Source organism: Streptomyces sp. NPDC048612 (assembly GCF_043199295.1).
GTDB lineage: Bacteria > Actinomycetota > Actinomycetes > Streptomycetales > Streptomycetaceae > Streptomyces.
Window position 1 is genome coordinate 50,042 of the sequence record NZ_JBICVV010000005.1, and the last position, 15,978, is coordinate 66,019.

Sequence of the window (15,978 nt, forward strand, 5' to 3'; positions counted from 1 at the left end):
AGGCGAGTGACCCCTGTGAGCAATGCGCGTGGTCCGTGCCTGCCGGGGCGGAGGCGCGCTGTACGACGTGCACGTCATCTGGTCCGCCGCCGCCCCGGCCATGGAGTGGATGGGGGAACGAAGGGCGAGGAACGCATGGTTGAGCTGATGTCGGGGCGCACGGTGCTGGAGCAGGACCCCGTCGGTGAGCGCGCCGCCGGCTCACCCGCCGTGTTCGGCGGACGTACGGGTCCCGCCGCGCGGACGCTCGTGGACATCCTGGATGTGACTGTCCTGATCCATCCCGACGAGCCGGCTCTGGACGACGGACGGAACTCCCTGAGCTACCAGGAGCTCGCCGGTGAGGTGGAGGAACTACGACGCCGGCTGGCGTCGGCCGGGATCGGCGTGGGCGACCGGGTCGGGGTACGGCTGCCCTCCGGCAGCAATGACCTCTACATCTGCATTCTGGCCGTACTCGCCTCGGGGGCGGCCTATGTACCGGTGGACGCCGAGGACCCGGACGAGCGGGCGGAGCTGGTGTTCAGTGAGGCGGCGGTGAGTGCCGTCCTGGAAGCCGGGCGGCAGCTCACCATGGCGGGCAGCCCCGCCACCGGCTCCCAGTGCCGCCCGGGTCCCGCGGATGACGCCTGGATCATCTTCACCTCCGGTTCCACCGGGCGGCCCAAGGGCGTCGCCGTCACCCATCGCAACGCGGCGGCCTTCGTCGACGCCGAGGCGGGGCTCTTCCTCCAGGAGGAACCGATCGGCCCCGGTGACCGGGTGATGGCGGGCCTTTCGGTCGCCTTCGACGCCTCGTGCGAGGAGATGTGGCTCGCCTGGCGGTACGGCGCCTGCCTGGTGCCCGTGCCCCGTTCCCAGGTGCGTGACGGAGCGGGCCTCGGACCGTGGCTCACCGAGCAGGAGATCACCGTGGTGTCCACGGTGCCGACGCTCGCGGCACTGTGGCCGGCCGAGGCGCTCAACGAAGTGCGGCTGCTCGTCTTCGGCGGCGAACCGTGTCCGCCCGAGCTGGTGGCGCGCGTGGTCACCGAGGGGCGGGAGGTCTGGAACACCTACGGTCCGACCGAGGCGACCGTGGTCACCTGTGCCGCGCTGCTGTCCCGCGACGGGCCGGTCCGGATCGGCCTGCCGCTGGACGGCTGGGACCTGGCCGTGGTGGACGACGCCGGTGTGCCGGTCGCCATGGGCCGCAGCGGCCGGCTCGTCATCGGCGGGGCCGGACTGGCGCGCTACCTGGACCGCGCCAAGGACGCGGAGAAATACGGCCCGCTGGAGTCGCTCGGCTGGCAGCGCGCCTACCGCAGCGGCGACCTCGTACGGGCCGACCCCGACGGACTGGTCTTCCTGGGACGCGACGACGAACAGATCAAACTCGGTGGCCGGCGGATCGAACTCGGTGAGGTGGACGCGGCCCTGCGGGCACTGCCCGGCGTCACCGGTGCCGCGGCCGCCGTCCGGACCGCGCACAGCGGCAATCCGCTGCTGATCGGCTATGTGGTGACCGAGGGCGGCTGGGACCGGACCGCGGCCGTCGAGCGGCTGCGCGCCCGGCTGCCCGCCGCCCTGGTGCCGCTGCTCGCCACCGTCGACACCCTGCCGATCCGTACCTCCGGCAAGGTGGACCGGGCCGCGCTGCCCTGGCCGTTGCCCCGTACGGCGGGACTTGATCCCGGCGCCCCGGTGGAGGCCGTTCAGCTCAACGACACCGAGGCATGGCTGGCCGAGCGATGGCGCGAGATCCTCGGGGTGCCGGTCGTCGAGGCCCGGGACGACTTCTTCGTGATCGGCGGCGGCAGCCTGGCCGCCGCCCAGCTCGCCACCCTGCTCCGCGACCGCTACCCGGCCACGGCCGTGAGCGACATCTACCAGCAGCCCACCCTGCGCAAGCTGGCCCGGCTGCTGGAACGTTCCGTGCCCGGCAAGAGCGAAGCGCGCCGGGTGGCGCCCGTCCCCGCCCGGGCCAAAATCGTCCAACTGCTCCTGGTGCTGCCGCTGTTCACCCTGGTCGGGCTGCGCTGGACGGTGGGGCTGCTGGCCCTGGGCAACGCCCTGGCGTGGTGCGGCAGCTATCCATGGGCGCCGACGGCCTCGTGGTGGTGGGTGGCGGCCGGTGGCCTGCTGCTCTTCAGCCCGCCGGGGAGGCTGGCCATCGCGGCCGGTGGGGCGCGGCTACTGCTGCGGGGGCTGCGGCCGGGAAGCTACCCCCGCGGCGGCAGCGTGCATCTGCGGCTGTGGACCGCGGAACGGCTCGCCGAGCTGAGCGGCGCCGTCCATCTGTCCGGGGCGTGGCTGGTCCGCTACGGCCGTGCGCTCGGCGCGCGGATCGGGCCGGAGGTCGATCTGCACTCGCCGCCGCCGGTCACCGGACTGCTCAAGCTGGGCCGGGGGTGTGCCGTCGAGGCGGAGGTGGATCTGTCCGGCCACTGGCTGGACGGGGACCGGCTGGAGGTCGGCCCGGTGAAGGTCGGCTCGGGCGCGGTGGTCGGTGTCCGCAGCACGCTCTTCCCCGGCGCCCGGGTGGGCAAGCGGGCCCAGGTCGCTCCCGGTTCCGCCGTCACCGCCCGGGTGCCGACCGGCCAGAGCTGGGGCGGGGCGCCGGCCGTCAAGCTGGGCAAGGCGGAACGGCAGTGGCCCAAGCAGCAGCCCCCGCGCGGTGCCGGGTGGGTGGTGCTCTACGGACTGAGCGGCCCGGCCATCGGACTGCTGCACATCGTGGCCGGGATACCGGCTCTGGCGGTGGCGGGCTGCTTCGTCCACCCCGGGGACGGCCTCGGCGACGCCCTCCGCGGAGCGCTCCTCGCGCTGGTACCCGCCATCCTCGCCTTCGGGCTGGCCTACGGCGCCCTGCTGATCGTCGTCGTCCGGCTCCTGAGCCGCGGCCTCCGGCCCGGCTGGTATCCGCTGCACGGCCGGACCGGCTGGCAGGCCTGGACCGTCAGCCAGCTCATGGACCGGGCCCGTGAGAAGCTCTTCCCGCTCTACGCCGGCCTCATCACCCCCGTGTGGCTGCGCGCCCTGGGGATGACGGTCGGCCGCCGCGTCGAGGTCTCCACGGTGCTGGCGCTGCCCAGCCTCACCACCGTGCACGACCGCGCCTTCCTGGCCGATGACACCCTGATCGCGCCGTACGAACTGGGCGGCGGATGGCTGCGGATCGGCACGGCCGAGATCGGCGAGCGGGCCTTTCTCGGCAACTCCGGCATGACCGCGCCGGGACGCACCCTCCCCGACCGGTGCCTGGTGGGAGTGCTCTCCGCCACCCCGAAGAAGGCGAAGCAGGGCCGCTCGTATCTGGGCATGCCCCCGATGCGCCTGCCGCGCTCCGCCGACACCACGGACCACCACCTCACCTACGACCCGCCGGCCCGGCTGCTCCGCGCCCGAGGGCTGGTCGAAGCCTGCCGGCTGGTGCCGGTACTGGTCTCCGCCGGCCTCGGCCTGCTGACCCTGGCCGCGCTTGCACACCTGGCCGTACACGGTTCAACGGCGGTGGCGGCGCTGCTGTCCGGTCTGGTGCTACCGGCCGCCGGCGTCGTCGCCTGCGCGGTGGCCATCGCGGCGAAGTGGCTGCTGGCGGGCCGGTTCCGGCGGGCACGACACCCGCTGTGGAGCGGCTTCGTGTGGCGTACGGAGCTCGCCGACACCTTCGTCGAGGTGCTGGCCGTGCCCTGGCTGATCGGCGCGGTGCCGGGCACACCGCTGACGAACCTCTGGCTGCGCGGACTGGGCGCCACCGTCGGCCGCGGCGTGTGGTGCGAAACGTACTGGCTGCCGGAGGCCGACCTGGTCACCCTGGAGGACGGAGTGAGCGTCAACCGGGGCTGTGTGCTGCAGACCCACCTCTTCCACGACCGCATCCTCCGCACCGACACCGTGGTGCTCCGTGCGGGCGCCACGCTCGGGCCCGGCGGCATCGTGCTGCCCGGCAGCACGCTCGGGGCGCGCAGCACGCTCGGCCCGGCGTCCTTGGCGATGGGCGCGGAAACCGTCCCCGCCGACACCCGGTGGCTGGGCAACCCGATCGAGGCCTGGCGCCCCCGAGAATGAGACAGCGTCCCACGACGCAGCATCAGCCCACCGATGCCAGGGAGAGTACGACCGTGAACCCCCAGCAGGCCCCGGCCCCCGGCGCGGACCCGTACTTCCCCGACCACGGGGACGCCCGCTACCACGTCGAACGCTACGAACTCGACCTGGACTACCGCCCGGTGTCCAACCGGCTCAGCGGCTCCGCCCGGCTCCACACGCAGACCGGCCCCGCGCCGCTGGACGAGATCGTCCTCGACCTCGCTGCCTTGCGGATTCACCGGCTGCTCCTGGACGGCCGGACCGCGCGCTACGTCCACCGCGCGGGCAAACTGCGCATCCGCCCGGGGAGGACACTCGCCCCCGGCACGTCCTGCACCATCGAGGTGCGCTACACCGGCAACCCCCAGCCGATCCGCAGCCCCTGGGGCGGACTGGGCTGGGAGGAGCTGACCGACGGTGCCCTGGTGGCCGGCCAGCCGATCGGTGCACCGTCCTGGTACCCCTGCAACGACCGGCCGGCCGACAAGGCCTCCTACCGGGTGGCGCTCACCGCCCCGTCCCCGTTCACCGCGGTCGTCGGCGGCCGGCTCCTCTCCCGCACCACCCGGGCGAGCAGCACCACCTGGGTCTACGAGCAGCCGGCCCCCACCTCCAGCTACCTGATGACCGTCTCCCTCGGCAGATACACCACCGTGCCGCTCACCACCCCGGCCCAGGCTCCGGCCTCGGCGGACGAACGCAACCCACCGGTGCCCCAGACCGCCTACGTGCCCGCACATCTGCGCCCGCAGTTCACCGAGGACTTCGCCCGGCAGACCCAGATGATGCAGTTCTTCCAGGACGTCTTCGGGGCCTACCCCTTCGGCGAGTACGCGATCGTGGTCGCCGACGAGGAGCTGGACGTCCCGGTGGAGGCCCAGGGTGTCGCCACCTTCGGCACCAACCACCTCGACGGAGCCCGCACCTCGGAACGCCTGGTCGCCCATGAACTGGCCCACCAGTGGTTCGGCAACAGCGTCTCGGTCGCCGACTGGCAGCACATCTGGCTCAACGAGGGCTTCGCCAAGTACGCCGAGTGGCTGTGGTCGGAACACGCCGGAGGCCGAACAGCGGCCGACCACGCCGCCACCGCACACCGCCTGCTGTCCATCGCACCCCAGAACCTGCGACTGGCCGACCCCGGGGCACTCCTGATGTTCGACGACCGCCTCTACCAACGAGGCGGCCTGACGGTCCACGCACTGCGCTGCGCCCTCGGCGAGGCCCCGTTCTTCCGCATGCTCAAGGCCTGGGCCACAAACCACCGCCACGGCACCGTGACCACCACCGACTTCACCACGCACGCCCAGCAGCACACGGCCACCCCTCTGAGCGGACTCTTCGAGGCCTGGCTACGAGAGCCTTCCCTCCCGCCACTGCCACATCCCACGGGAGCACGCCGTCCGGCAAGGCCGTAGGCCTCGTGGGCCCAACCCGTGGACCAGCCGGTGAACGGACGAGGCGGCCCCTTGGAATGCGTCTACGGAGAGCAGGCAATTACAATGGACAAATACCCCCATCAGGGGCTTGAACAAGGGCGGAGGCGCTGCCGGCCGCCCCGCAGCCCAAGCGCAGCGCGGCGCTCTCCAGCGCCCCGCGCCCTTTATTATGCGTTTCTCGGATTTACCAGGGAGCATTCCCATGGCTGGTCGAACCGCCTCGATAGTTCTTGAGCCCGAGGCACAGGAACTCGCCGACGCAACCTCACAACATCCGTTCCTGTACGAGCTGGAACCGACCGCAGCGCGCAAGGTGCTCGACGACCTCCAGGCCGCGCCGGTCGACAAGCTGCCGGTCGACGAGGAGTGGGTTTCGGTTCCGGCATCGGTGGGCGATGTGGGGGTACGCATCGTCAAGCCGCAGGGCGCCACCGGGACGCTGCCCGTCGTGCTGTACATGCACGGCGGTGGCTGGGTGCTGGGCAATGCCGGCACCCACGACCGCCTAGTGCGCGAGTTGGCGGTCGGCACTCGTGCGGCAGTGGCCTTCGTGGAGTACACGCCGTCGCCCGAGGCGCACTACCCGGTGGCCATCGAGCAGGGCTACGCCACCGCGCAGTGGATCGCCCGGGAGGGGGCGTCCAAGGGGCTGGATGCACGGCGCATGGCAGTGGCCGGGGAGTCGGTCGGCGGGAACATGACCGCCGCACTCGCCCTCATGGCCAAGGAGCGCGGTGACGTCACGTTCGTACAGCAGTCGATGTACTACCCGGTCACCGACGCGGCCATGGACACCGGTTCCTACGACCAGTTCGCCACCGGCTACTACCTGAGCCGCCAGCTGATGGAATGGTTCTGGAACGCCTACACGACCGACCCGGACCAACGCGCGGAGATCACCGCGTCTCCCAACCAGGCCACCACCGAGCAGCTCTCCGGCCTGCCGCCCGCCCTGCTGATCGTCGACGAGGCCGACGTGCTGCGCGATGAGGGCGAGGCGTACGCCGCCAAGCTCCGAGCAGCCGGCGTTCCGGTGACCACGGTGCGCTACGACGGCACGGTCCACGACTTCATGATGCTCAACTCACTGAGTCACTCCAAAGCCGCCCGCGGAGCCATCGACCAGGCAACTTCCTTCCTCCGCAACGCCCTTGGAACCGACCAGACCTAGCTGATCGTTTCAGCATGGGAGGAGTGTGCGCCCATGGCGATGCCGACGTCGGCGAGGGCGAGTGCGGGAGCGTCGTTGGTGCCGTCGCCGACCATCGCGACCGTGTGGTTTTCAGCAGTCAACGTCTGCCTGGCCGCCGCGCTCCGCCCGCTCACCACCGTAAAACGGCTACCCACCCTTACGCGTTCGCCGGACAATCGGCCCCATGGTCTTGTCCTCTCCCGTACGCCTGTGGCTCGTCCCCAATGCCGCCCTCCTCACCGCCCTGTCCGTTTGGGGCGTCGTCCGCTATCCGCATCTGCCGAGCCGGATACCGCAGCACATCGGCACCGATGGGGTCGACGCCTGGACCGACCGATCCATCGGTAGCGCCTTCATACTCGTCTTCGTGCACATCGGCGTCACTGTTCTGCTCACCGCCTGCGCGGAGCTGACACTGCGGACCACTCCGAGTGCCGAACTCCCGGACAACGTTGCGCCCTTCGGCAACGGGCTGGTGAGGTCGTCGCTCAACCGGCCTCGCACACGCGCCTCCGCCCTCTGGACCGCCCGGGCGCTGCTGGCACTCAACGCTTGCGTAGGCATGTCGCTTCTGATCGGCTGCACAGTCCTGTGGCGTTCGGCGCCCGAGCCAGAGGTATCCGGCTGGCTGTTCACCGCGATGATCGCGCCCATCCTCGCCGGAACCGCTCTGACGGTCGCCTCCACCGTTCACGACCGCCGAGCACCTGCGCACTGAGCTTCCGAACACATCGGACGCACCACCTGCTCATCCGCTGGCCCAGCCCGGGGCAGCGTGTTCTGGAAGACGCCTGAGATCGCCGCGTGGGCTTCGGGGTGCCCCTTCGCCTGGGACGACGACGAGAGCACAGATAAACAACGGAGTTGCCGGATTCCTGCACGACGCCTGAACGGCCTCCGCCTCGGGAACTAAGCCCTACGCCCCATGCGGGGCCAGGGGCCACTGGCTAGGGTCGATGCCCATGCAGACCACGCGAACCGCTCGTCGCGAGCTGTCGGAGCGCAAGCGCAACACGCTGGAACGCCTCGGCAGGGAACGGGACATCTGGGTGTCCACAGCTCATCCGGACCGTGGCCCGCACCAGGTACCGCTGTGGTTCTGGTGGGACGGGCACGCCGTATGGATGTGCACCGGTGAGGCCACCGCGACCGCGCGCAACATCCGGGATGATCCGCGGGTACGCCTGGCCTTGCCGGACACGTTCGACGTCGTCCTCCTGAAGGGGCGGGCCATTCGCTTCCCGGCGGAGCGTGTACCCGGCGAGGCGGCGGACGGGTTCGCTGACAAATTCGGGTGGGACCCGCGTACCGAGGAAGCCGCGTTCGTGTATCTGCGCATCGAGCCGGAGACCGTGCTGGCCTGGCGAGGGGAGACGGAACTTGGGGGCAGAGTACTGATGCGGGACGGGGCATGGCTGGGGTAGGTCCCCGGGGCTTCGCCCGCCGGCCTCCTGTGCCGCGTCTCGTCGGACGCGGCTGAGCCCGAAACCAGTTGAAGCACCAACCAACCTCTCAGAATGACCCATCACCCCCATAACCGACAGCCTCTTGAGTCGACTGTCCTGGCCCAAAGCGGACAGTCAAGGTCTGGTTCACGACAAGCCCACCGCCTTGTCTACCCTGGACCGGCAGCTGGTTCGCCCCGCCCGCCAGGCGGGGTGTCGCAAGGGGGAACCCGGTGGGAGTCCGGGACTGCCTCGCAGCGGTGAGTGGGAACGATCGCCGTCCTGAAGCACTGGGCCCGCATGTGACCTGGGAAGCGACGGCCAGTAGGTGTCCCGTCCTCCGGGGCGTGCTCACGAGTCCGAAGACCTGCCACTGCTCGTGCGGGGTGCGATCACCACGCACGGTTCCACGCGTCCCGGTAGCGGGACCGCTGAGCGAGTGGTGTGTTCCACCCAGCCCTGCGCAGAGCGGGGACGGGCGGGCCCGCGCCCCGTTCGCGGCCCGGCGCCGGCCCTCACGACGACTCGCGAAGGAGAGTTTCGTGCCCGGCGAACCGAGCATGCCCGCCATCCCCTCCCCCAGAGCACCCCGCCCGAGCGGGCCCTGTGTCCTGCTCAAACACGGTGAGGTGTTCCTCAAGGGCCGCAACCGGCATCGGTTCACCGAGCGGCTGCACGACAATCTCCGTGGCGCCCTGCGCGGTATCGGCGGTTCCACCTGGATAAAGTCCGGCCAGAACGTGACCGTACTCGGCGGCGAGGTTCCCTTGGAGGACCTCGTGGAGCGCGCCCGCCGGGTGATCGGGTTCAACTCGGTGGAGCCTGCCCTGCGCGTTCCGAGCACCGTACCGGACATCACCGAGACGGCTGTGGAGGCGCTTGAAGCCGCCCGTACGGAACGGCCCGGAATCAGTTTCGCGGTGCGGGTCAAGCGGCGGAACAAAAACTTCGAGATGACCTCCTCCCAGTTCGAGCGCTTTCTCGGGGCCCGCGTCCGGGAAGCCCTGGGGCCCCTGCCGGTGAACCTCTCCAACCCGGACGTACTGATCTCGGTCGAGATCGACCACAAGGAGAGCTACGTCTCCTGGAGCCGTCACCAGGGACCGAGCGGACTGCCCGTGGGCTCCAGCGGACGCGCCCTGGTACTGCTCTCCGGCGGCTACGACTCGCCCGTGGCGGCCTACCGGGCGATGCGCCGCGGACTGCACTGCGACTTCGTCCACTTCACCGGTGCTCCGTACACGAACGCCGCCTCCCTGTACAAGGCGTACGCCCTCGCCCGTGAACTCAACCGCTACCAGCCCGATGGACGGCTGCACGTCATCGCACTGGGCCACGCGCAGAAGCAACTGGCCATCGCGGGGGCCGGCAGACTCCAGGTCGTCGCCCAGCGACGGCTGATGGTCCGCGCCGCTTCCGCGCTGGCGGGCCGCACCCGGGCGGAGGCCCTGGTGACCGGTGACAGCCTGGGGCAGGTGGCCAGCCAGACCCTGGCGAACATGGCTGCCGTAGACGAGGCGGCAACCCTGCCGGTGCTGCGGCCGCTGGTCGGCTGGGAGAAGCAGGAGATCATCGACGAGGCCCGGTCCATCGGCACCGCGGAGATCTCCGTGCTGCCGGACGAGGACTGCTGCAAGCTCCTCGCGCCGCCCCGGGTCACCCTCCGCGCCGGGCTGACCGGCCTGCATTCGGTGGAGAAGCGCCTCGACCTGGACGACGTGGTGGACGGCCTGCTGCGCGACGTCCAGATCATGTACCCGGGAGACTCCGGCGAGGAGGCGGATCATCCCGAAGCGGACAGCCCGGACCGCAGCCCCGAGCCCGGCCGCCCTGCTCCCGCCGTATGTGCGACGGAGCAGTCCGGGCCGGCATCCTCATGACCGGAGCGGGCCGTCGACGCAGAGAGCTTTGGCCGGCTTGCAGTCAATACGCGGCCCGCCTTGTCAGGACTCGTCGGCCGCAGTGTTGCGCTTGACCGAGGCAGCTCTTCTACGCCGGTACACCATCACGCCGATCATCGCGAGGAGCAGCCCAGCGACGACGCCCGCACCAAGCACCGTCTGCTCGGCAAACAGCCTTGCAAGCAGCTTCAGCGCGCCGACCCCGGCCGTCGCGTAGACCAGCGCCCAGCCCGCTCCGCCGACGAACAGTGCCGGTAGGTAGCGCGAGAGAGGCATGTGCATGCTCCCCGCGAGGAAGTTGGCAGCGGTCTGGAATCCGACGGTCAGGAAGGAGACGGCCACCACCGGTGCGCCCCACCGTTGGATCGCCCGCTCGGCCCGTTGGAACTTGGGCGTGGAGATCCGCTCCGCGAGCCTGCCACGCCTGGCACCGGCCCCGGCGAGCCAGCCGACGGCAAAGGTCCCTCCGGCGCGCAGCAGGACGATGGCGTAGAGACCGGCAGCGGTGAGCGCGACCTCATCCACGACGGCTCGCCCACCACGCCGGGCCCTCACCGTGGGCTGCTTCCCCCGTCACCCGACGTCGCGATTCCCGCCCCAGCGGGCCCGCAAAGGGCACGAGGCTGGTCTCATACCTCACCTGCATCTGCTGGCCCGTCCCTGCATACGTGTCGAAGCGGCACTGGCTCCCCGGCACGACGCAGAGCGTTGCCGCGTCCGGGGGCCTTCCGGGTACGGCCTCTGGTCAGGGCCACCCGGCACACCCAGATTAAGCGAACATGCGTACCCCGGGTACATGGCCCTCCTATGGCGGGTGCGACGGGCACTCCCGCTTGACCGAGAGCAGTCATCGCCCGAGGGCATGCGGCGGGACCTCCAGAGAGGTGCACGCCTGGGGCGGTCGCGCGCTCGGGACTCGGGGCGGAGCCGTTCCCCACGCCGACCCAGTCGCCGGTCCGCCGCCCGGACCTCCCCGCCACGCACATCAGGCCCTGCAGGATCTCCACCGAACCGCCAAGGCCCATCAAGCTGCCCCGGCACTTCGCCCCCGTCGACCGCTACGGACGTCCGAGGAGTTGAGCGCCGGCCGTGCTGTCACTGCGGGCGGTGAAGTAATCAGTGAAGGCCTGGACGAATTCGTGCTCGGTGATGCGGCCGTCGCCATCGTGGTCGAGCTGGCGGAAGCCGTGGTTGAGTTCGGCGGGGTGGACCCGGGAGCCGCCGAAGATCGTGCGGTATTCATCGGCACACAGGTGTCCGCTGCCGTCGGTGTCCGCAGCGTGGAAGATCGCCCGCACCGCGAAATGCAACCCCTGCTCAAGATAAGCCGGCCCGGCTGCGTCGACCCCGGTGAGCATGGCGGTGACGAACTCCTCGCAGGTCACCTGTCCGTCGCCGTCAGCGTCCATGCCGGTCCGCAGGTGCTGCCACCAGGTCTCGAAGGCGGCATAGACGCGGGCTTCGCGCTCAGGGGTGAGTTCGAGCGGCCAGCACACGTTGTGTGCCATGGCCTGCAGATCGGCCGAGGTGATGCAGCCGTCGCCGGTCTGGTCGAGGACCTGGCGGAAGAAGGCCCGCAGACGCACCGGGCGGGGATCGGCACCCTTGCGGCGGCGTGGTGCGGGAATCCGGACAGGGCTCGCCTCCGGCGGGGAAGGACGGTCGGTGGAGGCGGTGCGGGCCTGCGAGGCCGAGGAGTTGCCCGTGAGCGGGGTGCGGTAGCGGCGGTGCTCGGGCAGCGCATTCATCAGCATGCGCATGCCGCGGTGCAGGACGAAGGACAGCAGGACCGCACGGCGGGTGCGGGGCAAACTGAAGCGCTCACGGAAGGCTTCCGGCAGGTCCGCGAGGGTCAGCGCACCGATCACGTGGGCGGCCACCGTGCGCACAAGCGGCCAGGCCGGCTTCAGGAGGCCGAGGCGGCGGGGTGCGGGTGCTTCACGGAGCATGTCGAAGAGCAGGTAGCGCACGGGTTCGCTGTATTCGAGGCGCTCGCGGATCGTGCGGTCCATGTACGCGGGCACGTCCGCAGCCGTGGCCGGGAACAGGTCGTCGGAGAGGTCGAACTCGGTACACACCGCACGGAATTCGCCGTACATCTGCTCCAGTTCCGGCGGCGCCAGCGGGCGGCCGGACAGTTCCCGCATCGCCGTCATGCACTCGTACAGGGTGACCAGCACCCACACCCGCACCGCCGGGTCCAGCGCGGTGAACGGCCTGCCCTGCTCGTCGGTCCCGGCCAGACGGCGGTGTGTGCGCTCCAGACGGGCAACCTCACGGCGTAGCCCTTCACGGTCGGAGAAGAACAGCCGCTTCCCGCTGTCCATGGTGTGCTCGATACGCCGCCACGGGTGCGCGCGATAGGTGGAGAAGTTGGCCATGCCGGCGGCGACCGCCGGGTCCGCGGTCTGCAGAACCAGCAGCCGCCACGCCACCAACCCGATCCGCCACTCCCCCAGCGTGCGGCGCAGCAGCGAATCAGGACCAGGAAGATCAGCCGTAGCCAAGGGGACGTCTCCTCAAGCGCGTGTACAGGAATGAGTGAGCAGGGGACGCCCGAAGAGAGATCATCCGGCTATCCGCCCAGCCCAACGGTCCTACCGGATTCCGGGAGCGGCCAGATTCCCGAATTCACCCATCCGAGACGCCCCACAAGGCCGCGGAAACGGGCGATTCAGATACGGGACTTCCGACCAGGGCCACCTCTGATGCTGTGGTGGGCCGTAGCGAGCCGGGTTGAGCTGCTTCAGTCTCCCTGTGACCACGCAGCTGACGGGAGCGACAAGTACACGCCGAAGCTGCAAAGTCCGGTCGCGGCCCTGACCTCCCGGTGCAGCTTGTCCACGCGTTCTTGGCGGTTGGCGGCTCTGCTCTCGAACCACTTGGACCTCACCTCGATCACCACATCCACACCGCTCCGGTCCAACGGGCCCAGCCTCCGGAAGCGGATCTCCACATCGCCTGGCTGCAAGGAACCGTCGTACGGTTCCTCGGGACACTCCACGGCCTTGGACACCAGGTGCGGCAGCACCGCACCCAGTTCCCGGAGCTTCGATTCAGCAACACCCGGCGCATAGGTAACTTCCACAAGCGGCATAGGACCACCCTAGGCTCGGTCTCGTTGGGCGCTCGGAGAACCAGAGCACGAGCGAGGCGATGTGTAGTACCGCACGGTTCGTCATGTCGATGGAATACGTGGCGCCGTGGCGCCGTCCCATCGACGACGCCTTGAGGACGTTCATCATTCGTTGATCCCCCTGTCGCACTCTTGTCGGGCAAGCTGCGTGCGACCTCTGCACGAGGAAGTGCGTGGTGTCTCCACCCGGAAAGGGGGTGTAGTGATGAAGCTTCTCTTCGCCATTCGCAACAAGGTGTCCGCTCAGAAGAGCCTCAAGGCCAGCGCCTGGTACTTCTGGTACTAGGCCGAGAAAGTCGTCCCCGCCGCGAGGCGGGGACGATGCCGCCCGCCGCTGCTCGCCCCTCTCGGCCTTCCCGGAGACCTCCATGCGCGCCACGGTGTTCCATCCACGACTCGCCGCCCTGTTCCGGGACCACCTCGGGCAGGACGTCTTCCGGCTCGAACCCGACACCATCGGGGTCGCCGGGCACGAGGTCGCCGACCGGCTCCTCGCCGCCCGCCGGGCAACTGAGACCGAACGGCCCACGTTCAAGCCGCTGCACGGGCGCTCGATCTCTCGCAGCGTGGCCGCTTCGGTGATGCGGACCATCGGCGGCGATGTGCGTGAGGCGCTGGCGAGGACTCGCCCCCGCCCCGAGGACGTCGACCTGTCCGGGGTATGGCCGCTCAGGGGACATCTGTTCCTGCGGGACCTGATCCTCGGACGGGACCCGTACCGGTTGCGCATCCTGATGAGCCGCAACCTCGAACTGACCCCCAAGCTGACCTGGGCGGTGATCGCGGTGGGCGCAGCGCTCCCGGGACGGGTCAGCCGGCGGAACGCCCCGCTGACCGCGATCGCGGGTCTGACAGCCGATGCCATCGGCTATCACGAGCGGCGCTACGCCATGGGCATGTACCGCCGAGCGGCGGCTCCCGTGTGCTTCACGGTCTCCACGCTCGTCACCAACGCGCTGTGGCTCGGCTCGCCCTTCGCCCCCGAGACGCCGAACCGGCACATCCTGTACGAGGCCATGCGGCTGCTGCCGCCGTCCTGGAACATTCTGCGCAACGCCTGCCCCGAATACCCGAGGATCGACGGGCGGATCGGGGCGGACGACGACGTCCTCCTGCTGCCTCTCCTCTCGCACCGGGACCCGAAGCTGTGGGACGACCCCGTCGAGTTCCGTCCGGAGCGCTGGGAGAACCTCGACCCCGATACCGCTCCCGGCTACCTTCCCTTCGGCCACTCCTCCGAGCGTTGCTGGGGCCGCCACATGGTGATGCCGCTCGCCGAACTGCTCCTGGACCTCGTCCGCGGATCGGGGCTGGAGGTCGCCCCGGGGCAGACGTCCGCCAAGGTGCCTCTCGTCGGGCTGCTCGGCGTGGAGGACGTACAGGTGGCGAAGGTGCGCCGTGGTGCCGCTTCCTGAGCCGTCCGACGAGACCGAGACGGTGGGCGCCTCCTTCGCCTGCCATCCGCACGAGACATACCGGCGCTGGCGCGAGACGGGTGAGGTCCGCATGGTCCGATTCCCCGGTCCTGCGCCGCTGACCGGCTGGGTCGTCACCGGGCACGCGGCCTGCCGGGCCGCCCTCGCCGACCCGCGGCTGAGCAAGGACAGCGCGACCGAGGTGTTCGCCCGGTACGCGGGACTGCCGACGGGCGGTCCGGGTGGAGCGCTCACCACCCACATGCTCAACTCCGACCCGCCGCGCCACACCCGGCTGCGCCGCTTGGTGCAACAGGCCTTCACACAGCGGCGGGTGGCAAGGCTGCGCCCCGCGATCGAGGCCCGCGTCACCGCACTGCTCGACGCGCTGGACGCGCCGGTCGAGCCAGACGGGGCGGAGGGACCGGACGAGGTCGATCTGATCGGCCGGTTCGCGCTGCCGCTGCCGCTGGCCGTGATCTTCGACCTGCTTGGTGCTGACCCTGGCGACCCCGGAGTCCTCCAGGTCAGGGGCCACACGGTGACCGGGGGCGAGGGCGACGGCGAGGTGTCCGTCCCCACGGCCGAGGCGATGCTGGACCGATTGCGGGTCCTGATCGAGCAGAAGCGGGCCCACCCGGGCGACGACCTCCTGTCCGCTCTCGTCGCTGCCCGCGACAACGGGGACCGCCTCACCGAGGAGGAGGTCACCTCGATGGCGTTCCTGCTGGTGCTCGCGGGCCACCAGACCACCGTCAACCTGATCGCCAACGGCCTGTACTCCCTGCTCACCCACCCGGGGCAGCTTGCCGCGGTGCGCGCCGACGCCTCGCTGCTCCCCCGCCTCACCGAGGAAATTCTGCGCCACGAGAGCCCGTTCGGCATCGCGAGTCTGCGTTACACCACGCAGTCGGTGACGATCGAGGGCACGACCATCCCGGCCGGGGAGTTCGTGCAGATCGCGCTGCTGGCCGCCAACCGCGACCCGAAGGTCTTCACGGACCCCGACCGGTTCGACCTCACCCGCGACGCCTCCGGCCACCTGGCGTTCGGCCACGGCATCCACCACTGCCTGGGCGCCCCACTGGCGCGCCTCCAAGCCGAAATCGCCTTCGGCCACGTGATACGGCGTTTTCCTGCTCTGCGTCTGGCCGACCCGGACCGCGCCCCCACATGGCAGGACAACCCGCGGCACCGGGGACTGCTCACCCTGCCGGTCCGGCTGCGCTGACGGCAGAAACCGGAAACGTTCCCTGGGAGGGCTTTGTCGGCTGGACTTCTCGCGGTTGGTGTTTGGGAGTTCGCCGGCAACTTGGCACGGTGGGAGAGAGGTACGCCGGTACCCGCTCGCATGGCGCGTGGATCAGTCGCAAGTGGCT

At 70.3% G+C, this 15,978-nt stretch carries 13 protein-coding genes and 1 riboswitch; of the genes, 9 read left to right on the forward strand and 4 right to left on the reverse strand.

The genetic code is table 11. From position 1 onward, the window contains the following. Positions 1–135 precede the first annotated feature (135 nt). The 3 genes from ACGFN2_RS10455 to ACGFN2_RS10465 all read left to right on the forward strand — a co-directional run bounded on the left by ACGFN2_RS10455 (position 136) and on the right by ACGFN2_RS10465 (position 6,681). Positions 136–4,050, forward strand: a complete 3,915-nt coding sequence (locus tag ACGFN2_RS10455) for a Pls/PosA family non-ribosomal peptide synthetase (RefSeq protein ID WP_393359108.1) — start codon at positions 136–138, stop codon at positions 4,048–4,050. A gap of 53 nt (positions 4,051–4,103) precedes the next feature. Further along, complete coding sequence (locus tag ACGFN2_RS10460) at positions 4,104–5,489, forward strand: M1 family metallopeptidase (RefSeq protein WP_393359110.1); 1,386 nt, start codon at positions 4,104–4,106, stop codon at positions 5,487–5,489. Between the two features lie 223 nt (positions 5,490–5,712). Next, complete coding sequence (locus ACGFN2_RS10465) at positions 5,713–6,681, forward strand: alpha/beta hydrolase (RefSeq protein WP_393359112.1); 969 nt, start codon at positions 5,713–5,715, stop codon at positions 6,679–6,681. On the opposite strand, the gene ACGFN2_RS10470 is transcribed toward ACGFN2_RS10465, so the two are convergent. Continuing rightward, positions 6,678–6,803 carry a hypothetical protein gene (locus tag ACGFN2_RS10470; RefSeq protein ID WP_393359464.1) on the reverse strand — a complete coding sequence of 42 codons (126 nt, stop codon included), beginning with the start codon at positions 6,801–6,803 and terminating at the stop codon, positions 6,678–6,680. The two genes, ACGFN2_RS10465 and ACGFN2_RS10470, sit on opposite strands and share 4 nt — an antisense overlap. A gap of 83 nt (positions 6,804–6,886) precedes the next feature. Here ACGFN2_RS10470 and ACGFN2_RS10475 point away from each other — a divergent pair, with 83 nt between their 5' ends. From ACGFN2_RS10475 to thiI, 3 genes are all read left to right on the forward strand, one after another. Further along, on the forward strand, positions 6,887–7,420 hold the full coding sequence (locus ACGFN2_RS10475) for a DUF1648 domain-containing protein (protein ID WP_393359114.1): 534 nt from the start codon (positions 6,887–6,889) through the stop codon (positions 7,418–7,420). Positions 7,421–7,664: 244 nt separating this feature from the next. Further along, positions 7,665–8,126: a pyridoxamine 5'-phosphate oxidase family protein gene (locus ACGFN2_RS10480; protein ID WP_393359116.1), complete on the forward strand. Its 462-nt coding sequence runs from the start codon at positions 7,665–7,667 to the stop codon at positions 8,124–8,126. A 192-nt stretch (positions 8,127–8,318) separates the two neighbouring features. After that, positions 8,319–8,537: riboswitch (cobalamin riboswitch) on the forward strand. A gap of 170 nt (positions 8,538–8,707) precedes the next feature. Continuing rightward, positions 8,708–10,027, forward strand: coding sequence for a tRNA uracil 4-sulfurtransferase ThiI (gene thiI / locus ACGFN2_RS10485; RefSeq protein WP_393359440.1), 1,320 nt, complete (start codon positions 8,708–8,710; stop codon positions 10,025–10,027). Positions 10,028–10,090: 63 nt separating this feature from the next. On the opposite strand, the gene ACGFN2_RS10490 is transcribed toward thiI, so the two are convergent. The 3 genes from ACGFN2_RS10490 to ACGFN2_RS10500 all read right to left on the reverse strand — a co-directional run bounded on the left by ACGFN2_RS10490 (position 10,091) and on the right by ACGFN2_RS10500 (position 13,145). After that, positions 10,091–10,573: a DedA family protein gene (locus ACGFN2_RS10490; RefSeq protein WP_393359118.1), complete on the reverse strand. Its 483-nt coding sequence runs from the start codon at positions 10,571–10,573 to the stop codon at positions 10,091–10,093. A 533-nt stretch (positions 10,574–11,106) separates the two neighbouring features. After that, complete coding sequence (locus ACGFN2_RS10495) at positions 11,107–12,555, reverse strand: oxygenase MpaB family protein (protein ID WP_393359120.1); 1,449 nt, start codon at positions 12,553–12,555, stop codon at positions 11,107–11,109. 239 nt (positions 12,556–12,794) lie between these two features. Next, the gene (locus ACGFN2_RS10500) at positions 12,795–13,145 is read right to left on the reverse strand and encodes a hypothetical protein (RefSeq protein WP_393359122.1); all 351 of its coding nucleotides are present in this window, start codon (positions 13,143–13,145) and stop codon (positions 12,795–12,797) included. A gap of 244 nt (positions 13,146–13,389) precedes the next feature. Here ACGFN2_RS10500 and ACGFN2_RS10505 point away from each other — a divergent pair, with 244 nt between their 5' ends. The 3 genes from ACGFN2_RS10505 to ACGFN2_RS10515 all read left to right on the forward strand — a co-directional run bounded on the left by ACGFN2_RS10505 (position 13,390) and on the right by ACGFN2_RS10515 (position 15,830). After that, on the forward strand, positions 13,390–13,470 hold the full coding sequence (locus ACGFN2_RS10505) for a tryptorubin family RiPP precursor (protein ID WP_218161885.1): 81 nt from the start codon (positions 13,390–13,392) through the stop codon (positions 13,468–13,470). Positions 13,471–13,552: 82 nt separating this feature from the next. Further along, positions 13,553–14,599, forward strand: coding sequence for a cytochrome P450 (locus tag ACGFN2_RS10510; protein WP_393359124.1), 1,047 nt, complete (start codon positions 13,553–13,555; stop codon positions 14,597–14,599). Next, positions 14,586–15,830 (forward strand): cytochrome P450, encoded by a 1,245-nt coding sequence (locus tag ACGFN2_RS10515; RefSeq protein ID WP_393359126.1) that lies wholly within the window; start codon positions 14,586–14,588, stop codon positions 15,828–15,830. Before ACGFN2_RS10510 ends, ACGFN2_RS10515 begins: the two co-directional genes overlap by 14 nt. The last annotated feature ends 148 nt before the right edge of the window (positions 15,831–15,978 follow it).

Bases quoted from the DNA above. Each gene is read 5' to 3' on its own strand.
- ACGFN2_RS10455 (WP_393359108.1), top strand. From the start codon at position 136: ATGGTTGAGCTGATGTCGGGGCGCACGGTGCTGGAGCAGGACCCCGTC.
- ACGFN2_RS10480 (WP_393359116.1), top strand. From the start codon at position 7,665: ATGCAGACCACGCGAACCGCTCGTCGCGAGCTGTCGGAGCGCAAGCGC.
- ACGFN2_RS10505 (WP_218161885.1), top strand. From the start codon at position 13,390: ATGAAGCTTCTCTTCGCCATTCGCAACAAGGTGTCCGCTCAGAAGAGC.
- thiI (WP_393359440.1), top strand. From the start codon at position 8,708: ATGCCCGCCATCCCCTCCCCCAGAGCACCCCGCCCGAGCGGGCCCTGT.
- ACGFN2_RS10465 (WP_393359112.1), top strand. From the start codon at position 5,713: ATGGCTGGTCGAACCGCCTCGATAGTTCTTGAGCCCGAGGCACAGGAA.
- ACGFN2_RS10510 (WP_393359124.1), top strand. From the start codon at position 13,553: ATGCGCGCCACGGTGTTCCATCCACGACTCGCCGCCCTGTTCCGGGAC.
- ACGFN2_RS10500 (WP_393359122.1), bottom strand. From the start codon at position 13,145: ATGCCGCTTGTGGAAGTTACCTATGCGCCGGGTGTTGCTGAATCGAAG.
- ACGFN2_RS10475 (WP_393359114.1), top strand. From the start codon at position 6,887: ATGGTCTTGTCCTCTCCCGTACGCCTGTGGCTCGTCCCCAATGCCGCC.